Here is a 20,003-nt window from a genome sequence, read left to right on the forward strand (position 1 = left end):
TTGTGACCCGTGAGCCGTCACGTCCGGCCCTGTTCGTCCTGGCCGATGGCACGGTCCATCGCGGTCAGGCCTATGGTCAGACCGGTACCGCCCTCGGCGAAGCCGTCTTCACCACTGGCATGACCGGATATCAGGAGACCCTGACCGACCCCTCCTACGCCCGGCAGATCATCGTGCAGACCGCGCCGCACATCGGCAATACCGGCGTCAATACGGACGATGCCGAGTCGCGGGCCATCTTCGCGGCGGGCTACGTCGTCCGCGACGCCGCCCGGCGTCCGTCCAACTGGCGCTCCGAGCGCAGCCTGGACGAGGAACTGGCAGCCCAGGGCGTCGTCGGGATCCAGGGGGTGGACACGCGCGCCATCACTCGCCACCTGCGCTCCGCGGGGGCCATGAACGCGGGCATCTTCTCCGGAGAGGCCGCCGACCGGCCCCTGTCCGAGCTCGTCAACGAGGTCCGGGAACAACCGTCGATGGCCGGGGCCCGACTGGCCGAGAGTGTCAGCACCGAGGAACCGTACGTCGTCGAGCCGGCCGACCACGGCTGGTCCGGGGAACCGCTGCACGCGGTGGCCGTGATCGATCTGGGACTCAAGGCCGCCACTCCGCGTCATCTGGCGCGCCGCGGTGTTCGCGTCCACGTGCTGCCGGCCACGGCCACGTTCGAGGACATCACCGCGCTGGACCCGGACGGCGTCTTCCTCTCCAACGGCCCGGGGGACCCCGCCACCGCCCAAGAGCAGGTGGCGCTGCTGCGCCAGGTGCTCGACGCCGGTCTGCCGTTCTTCGGGATCTGCTTCGGCAACCAGGTGTTCGGCCGCGCGCTCGGCTTCTCCACGTACAAGCTGCCGTTCGGCCACCGCGGACCGAACCAGCCCGTCATGGACAAGACGACCGGCCGCGTGGAGATCACCTCCCAGAATCACGGTTTCGCCGTGGACGCGCCCAGCGGCGAGGTCCTGACCGCACCCGAGGCCGCCTACGGTCGCGTGGAAGTCTCGCACTGGTCCCTCAACGACCAGGTGGTCGAGGGACTGCGATTACTGGACCGCCCCGCCTTCTCGGTGCAGTTCCACCCCGAGTCCGCGGCCGGCCCCCACGATTCGGCCCCCCTGTTCGATCGGTTCGTCACGATGATGACCGAGTACTCCACCAACCGCGAAGGAGCCTGAGCCCCGATGCCCAAGCGCACCGATCTGACGTCCGTCCTGGTCATCGGCTCCGGGCCGATCGTCATCGGCCAGGCGGCCGAGTTCGACTACTCCGGCACCCAGGCCATCCGAGTTCTGCGGGAGGAGGGACTGCGGGTCATCCTCGTCAACTCGAACCCGGCCACGATCATGACCGACCCCGAGCTGGCCGATGCCACCTACGTGGAGCCGATCACGCCCGAGGTCGTCGAGAAGATCATCGCGGTCGAACGACCGGACGCCGTGTTGCCCACCCTCGGCGGTCAGACCGCCCTGAACACCGCCATCGCGCTGGACAAGAACGGCGTGCTGGAGAAGTACGGCGTCGAACTGATCGGCGCCAACATCGAGGCCATCGAACTCGGGGAGAACCGGGAGGCGTTCAAGGGCGTCGTGGAACGGTGTGGAGCCGAGTCCGCTCGCTCGGAGATCGTCCACTCCATGGACGAGGCGCTGGCTGCCGCCGACAAGCTCGGCTACCCGATGGTGGTCCGTCCGTCCTACACGATGGGTGGCCTGGGCTCCGGACTCGCCTATGACGAAGAGGATCTGCGTCGCATCGCCGGCGCGGGCATCCAGTACAGCCCCACCTCGGAGGTCCTGCTGGAGGAATCGATCCTCGGCTGGAAGGAATACGAGCTGGAGATGATGCGCGACCGCAACGACAACGTCGTGGTGGTCTGCTCGATCGAGAACGTGGACCCGGTCGGCGTGCACACCGGCGACTCCATCACCGTGGCTCCGGCGATGACCCTCACCGATCGCGAGTACCAGAAGATGCGGGACATCTCGATCGCCGTCATCCGCGAGGTCGGTGTGGACACCGGCGGGTGCAACATTCAGTTCGCTGTCGACCCGGCCACCGGGCGGATCATCGTCATCGAGATGAACCCGCGCGTCTCCCGGTCCTCGGCGCTGGCATCCAAGGCGACCGGCTTCGCGATCGCCAAGATCGCCACCAAGCTCTCGCTGGGCTACACCCTCGATGAGATTCCCAACGACATCACCCGCAAGACCCCGGCCTCCTTCGAGCCCGTCCTGGACTACGTGGTCGTCAAGGTCCCGCGCTTCGCGTTCGAGAAGTTCCCGGCGGCCGACCCCACGCTGACCACCACCATGAAGTCCGTCGGTGAGGCCATGGCGATCGGCCGCAACTTCACCGAGGCCCTCCAGAAGGCGTTGCGCTCCCTGGAGCAGTCGGGCGCGGAGCTGACGTTCGACGCTCCGGAACCGGCGGAGATGGCCGGTCTCCTGCAGAAGACCACCATCCCGACGACGGAACGCCTCTCCCAGGTCCAGCGCGCCCTGCTGGGCGGCGCGACGGTGGAGGAGCTCTTCGAGGCCACGAAGATCGACCCGTGGTTCCTGGATCAGCTGTGCCTGATCAACGAGGTCGCGGCGGATCTCAGCCAGGCGCCGGAGCTCACGGCGGACGCCCTCCGGCTGGCCAAGCGCCACGGCTTCTCAGACACGCAGATCGGGCAATTGCGCCATCTGGATCCGGCCGTGGTCCGGGGCGTCCGGCATGCGCTGGGAGTGCGCCCGGTCTACAAGACGGTGGACACGTGCGCCGCGGAGTTCGAGGCCTACACGCCGTACCGCTACTCGAGCTACGACGTCGAGGACGAGGTGGATCAGCACGCCAAGCCGTCGGTGATCATCCTGGGCTCCGGGCCCAACCGCATCGGTCAGGGCATCGAATTCGACTACTCCTGCGTGCACGCCACCATGGCTCTGCGGGACGCCGGCCACGAGACCGTCATGGTCAACTGCAACCCGGAGACGGTGTCCACCGACTACGACGTCTCGGACCGGTTGTACTTCGAGCCGCTGACCCTCGAGGACGTGCTCGAGGTGATCGCGGCCGAAGAGCGGACCGGCGGCGTGCTCGGCGTCTTCGTCCAACTCGGCGGTCAGACGCCGCTGAAGCTGGCCCAGGAGCTGGCCGACGCCGGCGTGCCGATCCTCGGCACCTCCCCGGCGAGTATTGATCTCGCCGAGCACCGCGGCGAGTTCGCCCGCGTGCTGGACCAGGCCGGACTGGTCGCCCCCAAGAACGGCACCGCGGTGTCCTTCGCGGACGCCAAGCGGGTGGCCGACGAGATCGGTTATCCAGTCCTGGTGCGTCCGTCCTACGTGCTCGGCGGCCGCGGCATGGAGATCGTCTATGACGAGGACTCGCTGTCCCGCTACATCGAGAACGCCACGGAGATCACGGCCGACCATCCCGTCCTCGTGGACCGGTTCCTCGAGGACGCCATCGAGATCGACGTGGACGCCCTCTACGACGGCACCGACCTGTACATCGGCGGCATCATGGAGCACATCGAGGAGGCCGGCATCCACTCGGGGGACTCGGCCTGTGTCCTGCCGCCCATCAATCTCAGTCCCGAGACGCTGCAGCGCGTCCGCGAGGCCACGCGAGGCATCGCCGCGGGGGTGGGAGTGCGCGGACTGATCAACATCCAGTTCGCCTTGGCCTCGGACATCCTGTACGTCATCGAAGCCAATCCCCGGGCCTCGCGCACAGTGCCCTTCGTCTCCAAGGCCACCGGCGTGCAGTTGGCCAAGGCCGCCGCCCTGATCGGCACGGGTCGGTCCATCGCGGAGCTCGGCGCCGCCGGAATGCTGCCCACCGGCCATGACGGATCGACGCTTCCGCTGGACGCGCCGGTCTCCGTCAAGGAGGCGGTCTTGCCGTTCGCGCGTTTCCGGACGCCCGAAGGTCGCGTGGTGGACTCGCTACTCGGCCCGGAGATGCGCTCCACCGGTGAGGTGATGGGCATCGACAAGTACTTCGACACCGCGTTCGCCAAGAGCCAGGCGGCGGCCAACAATCCGCTGCCGACGTCCGGCAAGGTGTTCGTCTCCGTGGCGAATCGGGACAAGCGCGGACTGGTGATGCCGGTCAAGCGCCTGGTCGATCTGGGCTTCTCCATCGTCACGACGGGCGGCACCGGTGAGGTGTTGCGTCGCAACGGCATCCAGGTGGAGACCGTGGACAAGATCGCCGAGTCGGGCACGGCCGGCACCGTCCTCGAACAGCTCGAGGCCGGCGAGATCGCCTTCGTGCTCAACACGCCCTCCGGCGGTGACTCTCGGGGCGACGGCTACGAGATCCGCGCCGCCGCCACCTCGATCGGCGTGCCGACCATCACCACCCTGGCCGAGTTCGGGGCCGCGATCCAGGCCATCGAGGCCCTGCGCGAGTACACCTGGGACGTCACGTCGCTGCAGGAGCACGCCGCCCGCCTGACCGAGGCCATCGAACGGGCCGGTACGCCAGCGTGAGTCAGGACAACGACGCCGGCCGGGTTCCCTTCGGCGCCCGGCTGGCCGCCGCCATGGATGCCTCGGGGCCGCTGTGTCTGGGCATCGACCCGCACCCGCAGTTGCTGCGGGACTGGGATCTGCCGGACACTCCCGTCGGGCTGGAGCGGTTCTCGATGACCGCCCTGGAGGCGGCCAGCGCCGGCGGTGTCGCCGCCGTCAAGCCACAGGTGGCTCTCTACGAGCGTCACGGCTCGGCGGGGATCGTGGTCCTGGAACGGCTGCTGCGGCGCTCCCGGCAGGCTGGGGTGCTGACGATCGCCGATGCCAAGCGCGGTGACATCGGCTCGACGATGGCCGGGTATGCCGAGGCGTGGCTCTCCGACCGTTCTCCACTGGCCTCCGATGCGGTGACCCTGAGCCCGTTCTTGGGCTACGGATCGTTGGCTCCGGCCATCGAGCTCGCCGAGGAGACCGGTCGCGGTGTCTTCGTGCTGGCCCTGACCTCGAATCCCGAAGGTGCTTCAGTGCAGCACGTCGGGGGAGCGGAAGCCTCCGTCGCCCGGGCGATCACCGAGGCCGCCGCCGCGGACAACGCCCGGGCGCTCACGTCGCTGACCCCTTCGTCGACCCCCTCGTCGACCCCGCCGTCCGACGCCGCACGTGCGCCGTTCGGCCCCGTGGGTCTCGTGGTCGGGGCCACTGTCGCGGAGCAGGCGCAGGTGCTGGGCATCGAACTGGGCGGAGTGCGCGGAGCGCTGCTGGCCCCGGGTTTCGGCGCCCAAGGAGCCTCGGGGCAGGGAATGCGGAGCGGATTCGCCTCGGCCTGGCCGGCCGTGTTGGCCACGTCCAGCAGGGCCATGCTCGGCCGGGGCCCGTCGGTGGCCGGACTGCGGGAAGCGATCGCGGAGGCCCTCGAGGATCTTCAGGCGTCACCGGCCGGCCGAGCGTGACCGTTCTGTGATCTCAGCAGGAAGGAGAGTCGCCCTCTGACCTCGGAGGGTCACCGTTCCATTAACTTCGGGCCAGCGCACACTGGGCTGCTGACCTGGCGGGGCTTTATTGATAGCTTACGTCCCAGTCACGACGACATTGCCGTGAGCCGGAAACTCAAAGCCGAGGTGGATCACGATGGCGCTGAAGGAATTGTCTGCCGCAGAACGGGAGGCGGCGCGGAGTAAAGCGCTGCAGGCGCGCACCGCGCGAGCCGACCTGAAGGAATCGTTCCGGACGGGAAAGACGAATCTCCAGTCGGTGTTCGAGGCGGCAGATGAGGACCCCGCCATTGGGCGCATGCGCACCATCGATCTGCTCCAGACCCTGCAGGGCGTCGGCGAGGTGCGGGCGGCCAAGATCATGGAATCCTGTGGGATTTCCCCCAACCGACGTCTCCGGGGGCTCGGCCGGCGGCAACGGGAGGCCTTGGTCGCCTATATTGGCCGGTAGCCCTTTTCCGGGCCCGCCCACGTTTGACCTGGCCTGACCGGCCGCTTCAGGAGGACCCGTGACCGATCCCATCCCGCATGTTCCCGCTGCTCGGCCGGTGCGGCCCCGCCCGGAACATGCGGAGGGCGAGAGCGGTCAGCGGCCGCGCATCACCGTGCTCGCGGGACCGACCGCCGTCGGGAAGGGGACGGTCTCGCGGTATGTGCGCGAGCACTACCCTCAGGTCTGGCTCTCCGTCTCCGCGACCACCCGGCCACCGCGGCGCGGGGAAGTGGAGGGAGAACACTACTTCTTCGTTGCGCCCGATCGCTTCGACGAGCTCATCGCGCAGGACCAGATGCTGGAGTGGGCCGTGGTGCACGGCAAGAATCGGTACGGCACCCGCCGCGACACCGTGCAGCGGGCCCTGGACGAGGGGCAACACGTGCTGCTCGAGATCGACCTGCAAGGCGCGCGGCAGGTCCGGCAGGCCATGCCCGAAGCCACCTTCGTGTTCTTGGCGCCGCCGAATTGGGACGAGTTGGTCCAGCGATTGGTCGGGCGCGGCACCGAATCGGCAGAGGAACAGCGCCGACGGCTGGAAACCGCTAGAATGGAGCTCGCTGCCGAGCCAGAGTTCGATGCCGTCGTGGTCAATGACCGTGTTGAGCGCGCCGCCGAGGAGTTGGTTCGGATCATGGGACTGGATCCCGAGGACCACCGATAGAGTGGATCGATCACGTCAGCCGGCCACGCCGGCAGCTCGAGCAGACCGTGCCGCCTCACCCGGCGGACCACCAAGCAACAACCCGTGGAGATTTTGTGACCGAACAGTACGAAGGCATCGTCAACCCGCCCATCGACACCCTGCTGGAGAAGGTTGACTCGAAGTACGCCCTGGTGCTCTTCGCTGCCAAGCGAGCCCGCCAGATCAATGCCTACTACTCGCAGCTCCACGAGGGCCTGTTCGAGTACGTGGGCCCGCTCGTGGACACCAAGCTCAATGAGAAGCCGCTGTCCATCTCGATGCGAGAGATCGAAGAGGACCTGCTGGAGTCGACCCCGATGACCCAGGATCAGATCGCCGCGGAGGCCGAGGGCGACCTCGGTATCTCCGCGCTGGATGATTCCGCCGGTACCGACTTCGCCGAGGTCGCGTTCTCCGATGAGGGAGTCGGGGCCGAGTCCGACCTCAGTGCCGACGTCGCCGAGGTGACCGAGGCCGAGGTCGCCGAGACTCCTGCTGACGAGGCCGCAGCGGACGAGGACGATCAGCAGTCCTGATGGCGCTCACGCACGGCCTCACGCACTAGATTGAGTGCATGAGGATCGTTCTGGGAGTCACCGGCGGGATCGCCGGGTACAAGTCGGCGTTGCTGCTGCGACTGATGACCGAAGCCGGCCACCAGGTCGACGTGGTGCCCACTCGGGCCGCCCTGAACTTCGTAGGCCAGGCCACCTGGGAGGCACTGTCCGGGCGCCCCGTGCGCACGGAGACGTTCGAGGCGGTCGAGACGGTCAACCATGTGCGGCTCGGGCGCGAGGCCGACCTGGTCGTCGTGGCTCCGGCGACGGCGGACTCGCTGGCCCGCACGGCTGCCGGGCTGGCCCCGGATCTGCTGGGCAATGTCTTGCTGACCGCGACGTGCCCGATTCTGCTGGTCCCTGCCATGCACACCGAGATGTGGCTGAATCCGGCGACCGTGGCCAATGTCACCACGCTCCGCTCACGCGGCCTCACCATTCTGGATCCCGACGACGGTCGCCTGACCGGTCAGGACTCGGGTCCGGGACGGTTCCCGGAAGCCGAGCGCATCTGGGCCGAGGCCCAGCGCCTGATTGGCTCCGGGGCCGTGCCGTCCACCGGACCCCCTTCGACCGGACCTCTGTCCGGACGCACCGTCGTCGTGACCGCGGGCGGTACCCGGGAAGCGCTGGATCCGGTGCGGTACCTGGGCAACCGATCTTCCGGCAAGCAGGGCGTGGCCGTGGCCGAGGCAGCACTGGCCGCCGGGGCCACGGTGCGGTTCATCGCGGGGGCCATGTCCGTCGACCCGCCGGCCGGCGCAGAGGTGCTCCGCGTGGAGTCCACCCAAGAACTGCACGATGCGGTCTTCGACTGCGCCCCGGGGACCGACGCTCTGGTGATGGCCGCCGCCGTCGCGGATTTCCGGCCTGCGACCTATGCCGAGGCCAAGATCAAGAAGGCCGCTGACGGCTCCAACCCCGTGATTCAGCTGGAGCGGACTCCGGACATTCTGGCCGACGTGGTCAAGGCGCGAGCCGTTTCCGCGCCGCCCATGCCGAGCGTCATCGTCGGATTCGGAGCCGAGACCGGAGACGAACAGACCTCGGTACTGGAGTTCGGCGCCGCCAAACTTGCCCGCAAGGGATGCGAGATGCTGGTGGTCAATCAGGTCGGCCGCCACCGCGTCTTCGGGCAGGACACCACGGACGTCACCATGCTGTTCGCCGACGGCCGCGAGCCCGTGGGGGCGGGCGGCACGAAGACCGAGGTGGCTGTGGCCATCGTCGACGAGCTGTCCGGGCTGCTGGCTAGGATGGGCGAGTGACCGACGCAGAGAGGGCAGAGATGACCGAGGCCAGCAGCTACGAGTCGTACTCCGGGATCGGGGGAGGGGCGGTACGCCTGTTCACCTCCGAATCGGTGACCAGCGGGCATCCGGACAAGATCTGCGACCAGATCTCGGACGCCATCCTGGATGCGATCATCTCCCGGGATCCCACCGCCAAAGTAGCGGTGGAGACGCTGACCACCACCGGACTGGTGCAAGTGGCCGGCGAGGTCAACACTTCCGCCTACGTCGAGATCCCGCAGATCGTGCGGGAGACCATTCTCTCGATCGGCTATGACTCCTCTGCCAATGGCTTCGACGGCGCGGCCTGTGGCGTGAACATCTCCATCGGTCAGCAGTCCTCGGACATCCACACCGGTATCTCCACTTCTCTGGAGGTCCGCGGCGGTTCCGCCGACGCCATCGATCTCCAGGGCGCCGGCGATCAGGGCATCATGTTCGGCTACGCCTCGAACGAGACCCCGGCGTACATGCCGGCCCCCGTCTTCCTGGCCCACCGTCTCTCCGAGCGGCTGACGATGGTCCGCAACCAGGACGAGACGCCGATGCCGTATCTGCTGCCGGACGGCAAGACGCAGGTCACCATCGGTTACGGCGAGGACGGACTGCCCAAAACGGTCGAGACCATTGTGGTGTCTGCCCAGCATCTGGAGGATGTCAGCCAAGATCAGCTCCGGGCTGACATCGAGCAGCACGTCATCCGTCCGGTCGTGGAACTGTCCGGGCTGGACTACTCGAACGCGGAAATCATTATCAATCCCGGCGGGCCCTTCGTGATCGGCGGGCCGGTTGGTGACGCCGGGCTCACCGGACGCAAGATCATCGTCGACACCTACGGCGGGATGGCCCGCCACGGCGGGGGCGCCTTCTCCGGCAAGGACCCGTCCAAGGTGGACCGTTCCGCGGCGTACGCCATGCGGTGGGTCGCCAAGAACGTGGTGGCGGCCGGCCTGGCGGACCGCGCCGAGTTCCAGGTCGCCTACGCCATCGGCAAGGCCCGGCCGGTCGGACTCTACGTGGACACCTTCGGCACCGAGAAGGTTGCCCCTGCGCAGATCATCGACGCCGTCAACGAGGTCTTCGACCTGCGTCCCCTGGCCATCATCACGGATCTGAATCTGCTGCGGCCGATCTACCGCAAGACGGCCGCCAATGGCCACTTCGGCCGCGAGGACCCCGACTTCACCTGGGAACGGCTGGACCGGGTCGACGCCTTGCGCGCCGCCGTGGGCTGGTGACCGACGAGCCCCTGTTCGACCTGCCCGTACCGCCTGCGGTCACGGGACTGCCGGAAGTTCCCGGCGGCTGGCCCGATGAGCCGGTGGCCCGGATTCTGCTGGACTCGGGAGTCCCGCACCTGGACCGGGAATTCGACTACCTGGTACCCCACACCCACGACGCCGAGGCTCGCCCGGGCGTGCGCGTGCGGGTGCGCTTCGGTCATCAGGACGTGCAGGGCTGGCTGATGTCCCGCGGCTCAGAGCCCTCGACGGGCGCCAAACTGCTGCCGATCCGCTCCGTGGTCTCGCCCGAGCCGGTGCTCACCCCGGAGATCCGCGAACTCGCTCAGGCCGTGGCGAGCAGGTACGCCGGCAACGTGGCCGATGTGCTCCGAGCCGCCGTCCCGCCCCGGGTGGCCAAGGTGGAGAAGGAGTTGAATGCAGCGGCCGAGTCACCGGAGGCGAGCGGCACTGGAGTCTCCCGGCCCGCTGAGACAAAGTCTGACAGCACCTTCGACTGGAGCCGGCTCCCCGGAGCCGACGCCTTTTTCCAGCAGATCGGCGGAGGAGAGGGACCTCGAGCGGCTCTGACCGTCCCCAGCGCGCACGGCAGCTGGGACACCGCGACGCTGCTGGCCGACGCCGCCGCCCGCACCGCGGCAGCCGGCCGGGCCGCCGTCGTGGTAGTGCCCGATCAGCGGGATCTGGAACGGCTGTGCCAAGCCTTGGACCGCATCGTGGGGACCAGGGGCTACGCGCGTCTGACTGCTGACGACGGTCCCACCCCGCGGTACCGTGCATTCCTGCAACTGCGCCGAGGGCTGCGTCGGATCGCCGTGGGGACGCGCTCGGCCGTCTGGGCGCCGGTGGAGGATCCCGGCCTGGTGGTGCTGTGGAACGACGACGACGCCCTCCACGCTGAGCCGCGTGCGCCGTATCAGCACGTGCGGGAAGTGGCGTTGCTGCGCTCCGAATTGGCGGGTGCCGGATTGCTGTTGGCCTCGACGACCCGCACTCCTGAGGTACAGAGGCTGGTCGAACTGGGGTGGCTGGGCGATCTCCAGGTGGACCGGAACACGATCCACGCCACGACAGCCCGGGTGGTCTCCACCGCGGACTCGTGGGAGACCGAACGAGATCCTCTTCTGGCCCGGGCTCGACTGCCGCAGGCCGCCTGGCGGTCGGCGAAGGAGGGGCTCGAGGGAGCGCAAGGAGAGCCCGGGCCCGTGCTGGTGCAAGTGTCCCGGAGCGGCTTCATCCCCGCGTTGATCTGCGCAGAGTGCCGGACTCCAGCGCGTTGCCGCCACTGCGCCGGCCCGTTGGGCTACCCCGACCGCACCGCCTCCGCGCGGAACGAAGCCGCCTGTCGGTGGTGCGGACGCCGGGAACGCGGCTTCGAATGTCCCGAATGCGGTTCGACGCAGTTGAGGGCCGGGTCCCGCGGTGTCGACCGGACCGCCGAGGAACTGGGCCGGGCCTTCCCGCAGATCCCGGTGCTCTCCTCGTCCGGTGATCACATCCTCTCCACGGTGGATGACACTCCGGCCCTCGTGGTCGCGACGACCGGTGCCGAACCCGTGGCCGCCGGTGGTTACGCGACCGCCCTGCTGCTCGACGGTGACTCGCAGTTGCAGCGCGAAGGCCTCCGCACGCCCGGCCAGGTGCTCTCGCGCTGGTTCGCCGCGGCGGCGTTGGTGCGGTCACGTCAGGACGGGGGAGTCGTGGTGGTCACCGCCTCCCAAGAGGACGTGGTCGGTGCGCTGGTGCGGATGGACCCGGCGGGCTACGCGTCCCGGCAGTTGGCCGAACGGCGTGAGTTGCGACTGCCTCCGGCCGTGCGCATGGCGGAGGTGTCTGGGCCGGTCGATGCCGTCTCCGCCTTCATCGAGCTGGTCGACCTGCCCGGCGGCGCCCCGCACGGGCCGTGGATCGGCCCGGTGCCGGTGGAGGAGTGGTCCGCCGGAGCGGGCGCGCGGTCAGCTGGGCCGCAGTCGTCCGGTGACTCGCCTCTGCACCGCGCGCTGTTGTTCTTCCCGTACGGCGCGGCGCGGAGGGTCGTCGAGGCGTTGCGGGCCGCGCGTGCTGCCTCCAGCGCGCGCCGGACGACGGAGCCCGTCCGATTGCGGGTGGATCCGGTCGATCTGCCGTGACGTGGGCCGGGCTGGGCTGAGCTGCGGTGGCTGAGCTGGCTGGGCTGAGGTTGGCTGGGCTGAGCGGCGGGCTCCACAGTGAGCCGGTGGGCCTTAGTTGTCCACATTTGTCCAGTGGAGGCTTATCGTGTCCGCGGGCGTTCGTAGAGTAGTACACATGTTCGAAGATGATGCCCTTGCCGAGGTGAACGGTCCAGCGCCTCCAGGCCGGCAACCTCGTGACCGGCAACTTCTAGGCCTGCAACCTCCAGGCCGGCAACCTCCTGATCGCGAGCCCCCACCCACCTTCGTGCACAGGGCCCGCGAGCTTCCGGCGCCATCGGCCGCCCACAAGATCTCTGCTGTGGAGGACCTGTCAGGACTGGTCGGTGCCGTGGCGGGGTTGGCTCCGGCCGACACTGAGTCAGAGGCCATTGACCGTATTGCGGCGTTGGAAGAACTCAAGGCGGCGTGCGCAGCGGCCCAGGCCCGAGAGACGGCGGGATTCCAGTCTTTGCGACGTGCCGCTGAGGCAGAAGAAGGACAACCCGCCGCCAAGCGAGGTCGCGGAGTGGCCAGTGAGGTGGCGCTGGCCAGACGGGAGTCCGCCCATCGGGGTTCCCGGGACGTCGGCCTGGCTCAGGCCCTGGTGCGAGAGATGCCCTGCACCATGGCAGCGCTGACCCAGGGCACGATCTCCGAATGGAAGGCCACCATCATGGTGCGAGAAACGGCGTGGCTTCCAGCCGAGGCCCGTGCCGAGGTCGACGCCCTGATGGCCGATCGTCTTGCCGTCGTGGGGGATCGGCGGCTGGGCGGGGAAGCTCGCGCACACGCTCAGCGGCTGGACCCGGCGGCAGCGGTCAAGCATCGTGACCGCTCCGTGCAGGAGCGCCGCGTCTCGGTCCGGCCGGCTCCCGGCGGGATGGCGTACCTCACGGCACTGCTGCCGATGCGACAGGCTGTGGCCTGCCTGGGAAACCTCAAACGCACGGCGGCCACCACCGTGGGCACCGGCAAAGCTGCCGAGCGGACCCAGGACCAGGTCATGGCCGACCTGCTGGTCGAGCGAGTCACCGGGCAGGCGACGGCAGATGGCGTGCCGATGGAGGTCCACGTGGTCATGACCGACCGGGCGCTGCTGGGTGACCAACAGTTCCACGGCGACCCCGGCCGGCACTCCTCCTACCCCGGCCAGCACCCTTCCAGCCCCGGCCAGCACCCTTCAAGCCCGGACCAGCCCGCGTGGATTCCCGGCTACGGGCCGGTCCCGGCTGGCATCATGCGCAATGACTTGAGGGATACCGACGCAGAGGTCTTCCTCCGTCGGCTCTACACCGAGCCCGAGAGCGGACAACTGGTGACGATGGACTCGCGCCGACGGCAATTCCCGGCCCTGTTGCGGCGAATGGTGCTGTTGAGAGATGACACCTGCCGGACCCCGTGGTGTGACGCGTCGGTCAAGCACATCGACCATGCGAATCCCCGGCGTCAGGGTGGAGAGACCAGTTACGCCAATGCGTCCGGCCTCTGCGAACGGTGCAACTACACGAAGGAGAACCCGGGATGGGCCCACGAGGCCACACCGGGCGAGCTACAAGTCACGACGCCGACGGGGCACCGATACAGACAACCCGATGCGCCGCTGGTGATTGAACCTCGTCGAATAGCCGAGCCCCGTCGAGTAGTTGAGTCCCATGGACTAGCCGAGCCCGATCGAGAGCCGCCCGTCACGCGTGCTGGCCGGTCGCGCTGGCGGCCGCGCCGCCGTCGCCGATGGACGCCGCCGAAAGGCGAGATGCGCTATCGGTATTCCCGTCGAGATTCTGTCGGAACTCCTGGATCAACCCGGCCGCTTCGGCCGCGCGCTCGTAATGGATGAGGTGCCCGACGCCGTCCAGCACCTCCAGCTGGACGGCAGGGGAGACACGTCCGATGCGCCGAGCGAGCTTGCGCTGGCCCCGCACCGAGCCGAGTTCGTCCTGCGCGCCGGCGACCAGCAGAACGGGCAACCGGAGTTGCTGCGCGACATCCAGGACGGATCCATGCGTGGAGGCGCGATACGCCTCCAGAAGCACCTTTCGGTGGTCGAAGGCGGAGAAGTAGCTCTGATGCTGATCGTGCAAGTACGCCAGCGTGTTCCGGTCTTCGGTCTTGGCCATCACCGTTCCGGTGAGCCATACCACCAACGGGGAGGACAGCAGAGTCTTCCCGAGGGGATCGGGCAAGGCGGCGGAGACGCCGTAGTAGCTTTCCGCAAGCCGAGACAGCACGACTTTGGACGTCGAATCGTCGGCCGTCAAGGCCGGCTCGCAGATCGGATTCAGCAGCGTCAGTCCGGCCCACCGCTCCGGAGCCGAGGCAGCAAGGTGCGAGGCGATGACCGAGCCGAACGAGTGGCCCAGAAGGGTCGGCCGCGGCAGTTCGGCGTGGGACGCGGCGGCGCGGCGCCCGGTGGATACGGTCGGCAGCAACTCCAGAGCTTCCAGAGCGTCTTGGAGAGCCGCCACGTAGTGAGCCACGGTGTGTTCGGCGTCGGGAAAGGCGGGCGAATGACCGAATCCGGGCAGCTCCGGCAGAAAGATCTCGTGGTCCGGAAGGCAATCGGCCAGCAGGGCCAGTCCGTGATGATCACCGCGGAAACCGTGGACGCCGATCAGTGGTGCCCGAGTGCCCGACTCAACCGGATAGTGCCAGACGGCCACGGGAGTGGGGCGGCCCGACTGCGGGTCGGGGACCTCCACCATGATGCGTTCGGGAGTGCGAGCGGCAAACCCGGTGATGATCGAGGTATCCCGGGGCGACGGCGGGACGCGGATGCGGTCGCGCCAACGAATGGGCGTCGGGCGGCTGGACGTCGAAGGCCTGGTCACCTCCTCAGGCTATCGCCCCACCAAACCATGGCGTGGACCACAGCTGTGGATAGGCTTCGGCCATGGACACAGCATCCACCGGTTCGGGCCACGCCGTCATCAGCATCGACCAGGGGACCACCTCGACGCGCGTCGTGGTCATGCTTCAGGACGGTTCTGTCGTGGCCAGCGCCCAAAGAGAGCACCGGCAGTACTTCCCACACCCCGGCTGGGTGGAGCATGACCCCGTCGAGATCTGGGAAAACACCCGCGAGCTCACGGGGCTCGCCCTGACCCGGGCGAGGATGAGACCAGGCGACGTTGCCGCCGTCGGGATGACCAATCAGCGCGAGACCACGGTTCTCTGGGACGCCGTCACCGGCCGGCCGGTTCACCGAGCGGTGGTCTGGCAGGACTCCCGCACGGACGACGTCATGGACCGGTTGAAGGTGGACGGCCATGAGGACGCGGTGCGGGCCAAGACCGGACTTCCCCTGGCGTCGTACTTCTCGGCAGGCAAGATCGGCTGGATCCTGCAGCACGTTCCCGAGGCGGCGGACCTGGCCCGTCACGGGCGTTTGCGCGCCGGGACCATGGACAGTTGGCTGCTCTGGAACCTCACCGGCGGTGCGGACGGCGGCGTCCACGCGACCGACGTCACGAATGCCTCGCGGACCCTCCTGATGGACTTGGAGACCCTCGACTGGGACGAGGATCTCGCGCGGCTGTTCGGAATCGACCCTGATCTGGCCGCCAGTCTGCTCCCGCGCATCCACCCGTCGGTGGGGGAGTTCGGTTCCATCCGAGGCGCAGAACCACTCAGCGGACTGCCGATCTGCGGCATTCTCGGCGATCAGCAGGCGGCGACCTTCGGTCAGTCCGCGTTCAATCGCGGAGACGTCAAGAACACCTACGGCACCGGATGCTTCCTGCTGCAGAACATCGGCACGACGCCGGACACCTCCAGCCATGGCCTCGTCACCACTGTGGCGTACCAGTTGGAGGACGGGCCGGCCTACTTTGCGCTGGAGGGGTCGGTGGCCGTGGCCGGATCGCTGGTCCAGTGGCTGCGGGACAACCTCGGCATCATCCGCACCTCGGCGGAGGTGGAGTCGTTGGCCGGCTCGGTGGAGGACAACGGCGGAGTGTTCTTCGTGCCGGCGTTCTCGGGGCTGTACGCACCCTACTGGAGGCCGGACGCCCGCGGCCTCATCGCCGGGCTCACGGGGTATGCAAACGCCGGTCATCTGGCTCGAGCCGCCTTGGAAGCCACGGCATACCAGTCGCGAGACGTCCTCGAGGCGGTCGTGGCGGACACCGGAGAACGGCCCGAGGAACTGCGCGTCGACGGCGGCATGACTGTCAATGACGAACTCATGCAGTTCCAGGCCGACATCCTCGGATTGCCGGTCGTGCGACCGGAACTGGTGGAGACGACGGCGGTCGGGGCCGCCCATGCCGCCGGTCTGGCTGCCGGACTGTGGAACGATCTCGACGAGGTGGCTGGGCTCTGGCGCGAGGGTCGACGCTGGGAACCGGCGATGGCCTCGCGTGACCGCAACGCCTTGCTCGGCCGGTGGGAGAAGGCGGTGCGATGCTCCATGGACTGGGCTCCGAACACTCCGGAGTACGATGGATAGGCGCGTCGACCGCCCGGTGACCGGGCTGACGTCGTGGTTTCTATCCAACTCCCAGCACCAACCCCCAGCATCAGAGGACAGAGCAGCGTGAGCCAGCCAGCGCAGAGTACTCCACAGCAGCACGCGACCGGGCAGACTGCCGACGCGGGGCCAGAGGAGTACTCGTTCGCTGCACTAGAGGCGCGGTGGGGTGGCTACTGGGAGCAACACGGGACGTTCACGCCATTCGATGACGGCTCCCGGGAACGTCGCTACGTCCTGGACATGTTCCCCTATCCCTCGGGCGACCTGCATATGGGCCATGCCGAGGCCTTTGCCATGGGTGACGTAGTGGCCCGTTATTGGCTGCAGCTCGGCTACGACGTGATGCATCCCATCGGCTGGGACTCCTTCGGTCTGCCGGCGGAGAACGCCGCGATCAAGCGCAATGCCCACCCGGCCGAGTGGACCTACAAGAACGTCGACACGCAGAAGTCCTCCTTCCAGCGCTATGCGATCTCCGTGGACTGGTCTCGAGAACTGCACACCTCGGACCCGGAGTACTACCGGTGGACCCAGTGGCTGTTCCAGCAGTTCCATGCCAAGGGACTGGCGTACCGCAAGGACTCGCCGGTCAACTGGTGCCCTCGTGACCAGACCGTGCTGGCCAATGAGCAGGTGGTGAACGGAGCCTGTGAGCGTTGCGGCACTCAGGTCACGAAGAAGTCCTTGAATCAGTGGTACTTCCGGATCACTGACTACGCCGACCGCCTGCTGGACGACATGAAGGACCTCGAAGGGCACTGGCCCGAGCGGGTGCTGGCCATGCAGCGGAACTGGATCGGCCGTTCAGAGGGCGCCCACGTCGACTTCCGGGTCGAGGCCACGGGCGATCTCGACGAACGGGCGATCACGGTGTTCACCACCCGTCCGGACACCCTCTACGGGTCGACGTTCATGGTGGTGGCAGCGGATTCAGAGTTGGCCCTCGAGCTGGTTGACCCGCATCACCGCGATGCCCTGGAGGCCTACCGCGAAGACCTCAAGAACGTCTCCGAGATCGAGCGTCAGTCCACGGATCGCGAGAAGACCGGTGTTTTCCTGGGCCGCCACGCGATCAACCCGCTCACGGGGGAGAAGCTGCCCATGTGGGCCTCCGACTACGTGTTGGCCGACTACGGCACCGGCGCCGTGATGGCCGTGCCCGCCCACGACCAGCGTGACCTCGACTTCGCCCAAGCCATGGGTTTGAACGTGCGCGCCGTCGTGGACACCGGCGAGGAGGATCCGGCGGTGTCCGGCATTGCGACCACCGGTGACGGGACCCTGGTCAACTCCGGTGAACTCAACGGACTACCCAAAGCCGACGCCATCGCCCGCGCCATTGAACTCCTCGAGGAGCACGAGACCGGTCGCGGCACCGTCAACTACCGACTGCGCGACTGGCTGCTCTCCCGCCAGCGGTTCTGGGGAGCCCCGATCCCCATCGTGCACTGCCCCGACTGCGGCGAGGTGCCCGTTCCGGAGGACCAGTTGCCGGTGCTGTTGCCGCAGGACGTTGCCGGCGAACAGCTCGCGCCCAAGGGCAAATCGCCGCTCGCCGGCATCGAGTCCTGGGTCAACACGACCTGTCCGGGCTGCGGCGGCCCCGCGCTGCGGGACACGGACACCATGGACACTTTCGTGGATTCCTCGTGGTACTTCCTGCGTTTCGCCTCGCCCAACGACGACGGCCAGGCGTTTGACCGTGAAACCGTGGACCGCTGGCTCCCGGTCGAGCAATATGTCGGCGGCGTCGAGCACGCGATTCTGCACCTGCTCTACTCCCGGTTCTTCACCAAGGCCCTGTATGACATGGACCTGGTCTCCTTCACCGAGCCGTTCAAGGCCCTGCTCAATCAGGGGCAGGTGCTCAACGGTGGCAAGGCGATGTCCAAATCCCTCGGCAACGGGGTGGACTTGGGCGAGCAGCTGGAGACCTATGGCGTGGACGCCGTCCGGCTGACGATGATTTTTGCGTCCCCGCCGGAGGACGACGTGGACTGGGCGGACGTCTCGCCGGCCGGTTCGGCCAAGTTCCTGGCCCGCGCCTGGCGCCTGGCCCAGGACGTTCAACTCTCCGGTGCCGCGCCGGGGACCGCTCCCGACGGCGGCGAGGAGTCCCTGCGTCGTCTCACCCACCGCACGGTGGCGGACGCCGCTCGCCTGTTGGATGAGCACAAGTTCAACGTCGTGGTGGCGCGGACGATGGAACTCGTCAACGCGATCCGCAAGTCGATCGACGGTAATGGGCCTGCGGATCCGGCCGTGCGCGAGGCCGTGGAAGCCGTCACGGTGCTGCTCAGCCTCTTCGCCCCGTACACCGCTGAGGACATGTGGGCCAAGCTCGGACATGAGCCCTCCGTGGCCCGCGCCGGGTGGCCCGCGGTGGACGAGTCCCTGCTGGTCCAGAACACGACCACCGCGGTGGTGCAGGTCAAGGGCAAGGTGCGCGACCGGATCGAGGTCCCCGTGGGCATCAGCGCCGCCGAGCTCGAGACGCTCGCGCTGGAGTCCGAGGCCGTGCAACGAAGCATCGACGGTGCCCCGATCCGCAAGGTCATCGTCCGCGAGCCGAAGCTCGTCAACATCGTTGTTTGAGGGGTGAGCCGAGAGAGGAGCTGGCATGGCCGACGTCGCTGCGTGGCAGAACGCCATGCTGACTCATGTCCGCCAACTGCGGAGCGCCCAGTCAGCCCGGTTCCGGTTCGGACTGCCGCCGTCGCGCAAGGGCCGTACCGCGATTGTCACCGACTCCTCGGCCTCCATCCCGGCAGAGGTGCTGGCCGATCCCCTCGCCAAAGGGCTGCGCCAAGTGCCGATGCCGGTCATGGTGGGCGAGAACATCCACACCGAAGGAAACGCCGATCTACTCCGCGAGCTGCAGTTGGCGCTGGCTGCCGGAACGTCCGTGAAGACTTCTCGGCCCTCTCCGGGAGTCTTCTCCGCGGTGTTCCAGGAACTGGCCGAATCGGGCTACGAGCAAATCATCGCGATCCATATCTCGGGCAAGCTGTCCGGGACGGTCGAGGCCGCCCGGTTGGCGGCGCGGGAGTCGCTGATCCCCGTCACCGTGGTGGATTCGCAGACCACGGGATTCGCTCTCGGGACCGTGGTGCTCGACGCCGTGATCGCCGCCGGGCTGCGCGTCGGGCCCGAGCAATTGCTCTCCAGCATCGATGCGGCCACTCAAGATTCCGCCGTCTACTTCACGGTGCCCAACCTCGAACAACTGCGGCGAGGTGGTCGCATCGGCGCGATGGCCGGCCTGCTCGGCACCCTGTTGCACGTCAAACCGGTCCTGACCCTGGACGACGGGATGGTCTCACTGATGGACCGCGAACGGTCCATCAGCAAGGCGACCGACCGGCTGGTTGACCTCGCCACGGAGAACAGTGGTCAGCCCGAAAGGCTTGCGGTGCACGGGTTCGGCAATGACCCGGCCGCGCACGAGCTGGCCGGACGACTGCAGGACCACTCCGCGCTCCCGGTGCCGGTGATTCAGCTGCCCGCCGTACTGGCGGCGCACTTGGGGCTCGGAGCTCTCGGTGTCACGCTGAATCCCCTGACTACTGCACAGCGTGACGAGTAGACGCGAGCCGTCCCCAGCGGATACACCGGGGTCTCCCGTCGGACACGGTCACGGAGCAGGCTGGGAG

The 20,003-nt window shown here is 68.0% G+C and carries 13 protein-coding genes and 1 pseudogene; 13 read left to right on the forward strand and 1 reads right to left on the reverse strand.

The features are described from left to right. The first annotated feature begins 2 nt into the window (after window positions 1-2). The 10 genes and pseudogenes from carA to ACFQQD_RS08050 all read left to right on the forward strand — a co-directional run. Window positions 3-1,175, forward strand: coding sequence for a glutamine-hydrolyzing carbamoyl-phosphate synthase small subunit (carA, locus tag ACFQQD_RS08005; RefSeq protein ID WP_378090038.1), 1,173 nt, complete (start codon window positions 3-5; stop codon window positions 1,173-1,175). 6 nt (window positions 1,176-1,181) lie between these two features. Beyond that, complete coding sequence (gene carB / locus ACFQQD_RS08010) at window positions 1,182-4,484, forward strand: carbamoyl-phosphate synthase large subunit (protein ID WP_378088098.1); 3,303 nt, start codon at window positions 1,182-1,184, stop codon at window positions 4,482-4,484. Window positions 4,485-4,537: 53 nt separating this feature from the next. Next, a complete protein-coding gene (gene pyrF, locus ACFQQD_RS08015; RefSeq protein WP_378090040.1) occupies window positions 4,538-5,416 on the forward strand; it encodes an orotidine-5'-phosphate decarboxylase in 879 nt (292 codons plus the stop codon). 178 nt (window positions 5,417-5,594) lie between these two features. Beyond that, the gene (gene mihF, locus ACFQQD_RS08020) at window positions 5,595-5,909 is read left to right on the forward strand and encodes an integration host factor, actinobacterial type (protein ID WP_378088100.1); all 315 of its coding nucleotides are present in this window, start codon (window positions 5,595-5,597) and stop codon (window positions 5,907-5,909) included. 97 nt (window positions 5,910-6,006) lie between these two features. Further along, on the forward strand, window positions 6,007-6,615 hold the full coding sequence (gmk, locus tag ACFQQD_RS08025) for a guanylate kinase (RefSeq protein WP_378090042.1): 609 nt from the start codon (window positions 6,007-6,009) through the stop codon (window positions 6,613-6,615). Between the two features lie 95 nt (window positions 6,616-6,710). Beyond that, complete coding sequence (gene rpoZ, locus ACFQQD_RS08030; protein WP_378088102.1) at window positions 6,711-7,172, forward strand: DNA-directed RNA polymerase subunit omega; 462 nt, start codon at window positions 6,711-6,713, stop codon at window positions 7,170-7,172. A gap of 38 nt (window positions 7,173-7,210) precedes the next feature. Then, on the forward strand, window positions 7,211-8,461 hold the full coding sequence (gene coaBC, locus ACFQQD_RS08035; RefSeq protein WP_378088104.1) for a bifunctional phosphopantothenoylcysteine decarboxylase/phosphopantothenate--cysteine ligase CoaBC: 1,251 nt from the start codon (window positions 7,211-7,213) through the stop codon (window positions 8,459-8,461). A 20-nt stretch (window positions 8,462-8,481) separates the two neighbouring features. Further along, window positions 8,482-9,723, forward strand: a complete 1,242-nt coding sequence (gene metK, locus ACFQQD_RS08040; protein ID WP_378090045.1) for a methionine adenosyltransferase — start codon at window positions 8,482-8,484, stop codon at window positions 9,721-9,723. Further along, entirely contained in the window at window positions 9,720-11,855 is a 2,136-nt protein-coding gene (locus ACFQQD_RS08045) for a primosomal protein N' (RefSeq protein ID WP_378088106.1), read from the forward strand. The genes metK and ACFQQD_RS08045 overlap by 4 nt, the downstream gene beginning before the upstream one ends. Window positions 11,856-12,012: 157 nt before the next feature. Continuing rightward, window positions 12,013-13,383, forward strand: a pseudogene (locus ACFQQD_RS08050) (DUF222 domain-containing protein); the annotation flags it as partial. Window positions 13,384-13,564: 181 nt separating this feature from the next. Here ACFQQD_RS08050 and ACFQQD_RS08055 read toward each other — a convergent pair. Further along, window positions 13,565-14,707: an alpha/beta fold hydrolase gene (locus ACFQQD_RS08055; RefSeq protein WP_378088108.1), complete on the reverse strand. Its 1,143-nt coding sequence runs from the start codon at window positions 14,705-14,707 to the stop codon at window positions 13,565-13,567. 62 nt (window positions 14,708-14,769) lie between these two features. Between ACFQQD_RS08055 and glpK the strand changes: the two genes are divergently transcribed. The 3 genes from glpK (at window position 14,770) to ACFQQD_RS08070 (ending at window position 19,936) form a co-directional block, all read left to right on the forward strand. Continuing rightward, window positions 14,770-16,326 (forward strand): glycerol kinase GlpK, encoded by a 1,557-nt coding sequence (gene glpK, locus ACFQQD_RS08060; protein WP_378088110.1) that lies wholly within the window; start codon window positions 14,770-14,772, stop codon window positions 16,324-16,326. An 87-nt stretch (window positions 16,327-16,413) separates the two neighbouring features. After that, on the forward strand, window positions 16,414-18,945 hold the full coding sequence (gene leuS / locus ACFQQD_RS08065; RefSeq protein ID WP_378088112.1) for a leucine--tRNA ligase: 2,532 nt from the start codon (window positions 16,414-16,416) through the stop codon (window positions 18,943-18,945). 25 nt (window positions 18,946-18,970) lie between these two features. Further along, window positions 18,971-19,936, forward strand: a complete 966-nt coding sequence (locus ACFQQD_RS08070; protein WP_378088114.1) for a DegV family protein — start codon at window positions 18,971-18,973, stop codon at window positions 19,934-19,936. The last annotated feature ends 67 nt before the right edge of the window (window positions 19,937-20,003 follow it).

Origin of the sequence: Citricoccus sp. GCM10030269 (assembly GCF_042665635.1) — a bacterium.
Classification (GTDB): Bacteria; Actinomycetota; Actinomycetes; order Actinomycetales; family Micrococcaceae; genus Citricoccus.

What these genes read in the sequence shown, in the direction of transcription:
- carB (WP_378088098.1), top strand. Translation starts at nt 1,182, where the DNA reads ATGCCCAAGCGCACCGATCTGACGTCCGTCCTGGTCATCGGCTCCGGG.
- pyrF (WP_378090040.1), top strand. Translation starts at nt 4,538, where the DNA reads ATGGATGCCTCGGGGCCGCTGTGTCTGGGCATCGACCCGCACCCGCAG.
- mihF (WP_378088100.1), top strand. Translation starts at nt 5,595, where the DNA reads ATGGCGCTGAAGGAATTGTCTGCCGCAGAACGGGAGGCGGCGCGGAGT.
- coaBC (WP_378088104.1), top strand. Translation starts at nt 7,211, where the DNA reads ATGAGGATCGTTCTGGGAGTCACCGGCGGGATCGCCGGGTACAAGTCG.
- metK (WP_378090045.1), top strand. Translation starts at nt 8,482, where the DNA reads ATGACCGAGGCCAGCAGCTACGAGTCGTACTCCGGGATCGGGGGAGGG.
- glpK (WP_378088110.1), top strand. Translation starts at nt 14,770, where the DNA reads ATGGACACAGCATCCACCGGTTCGGGCCACGCCGTCATCAGCATCGAC.
- ACFQQD_RS08070 (WP_378088114.1), top strand. Translation starts at nt 18,971, where the DNA reads ATGGCCGACGTCGCTGCGTGGCAGAACGCCATGCTGACTCATGTCCGC.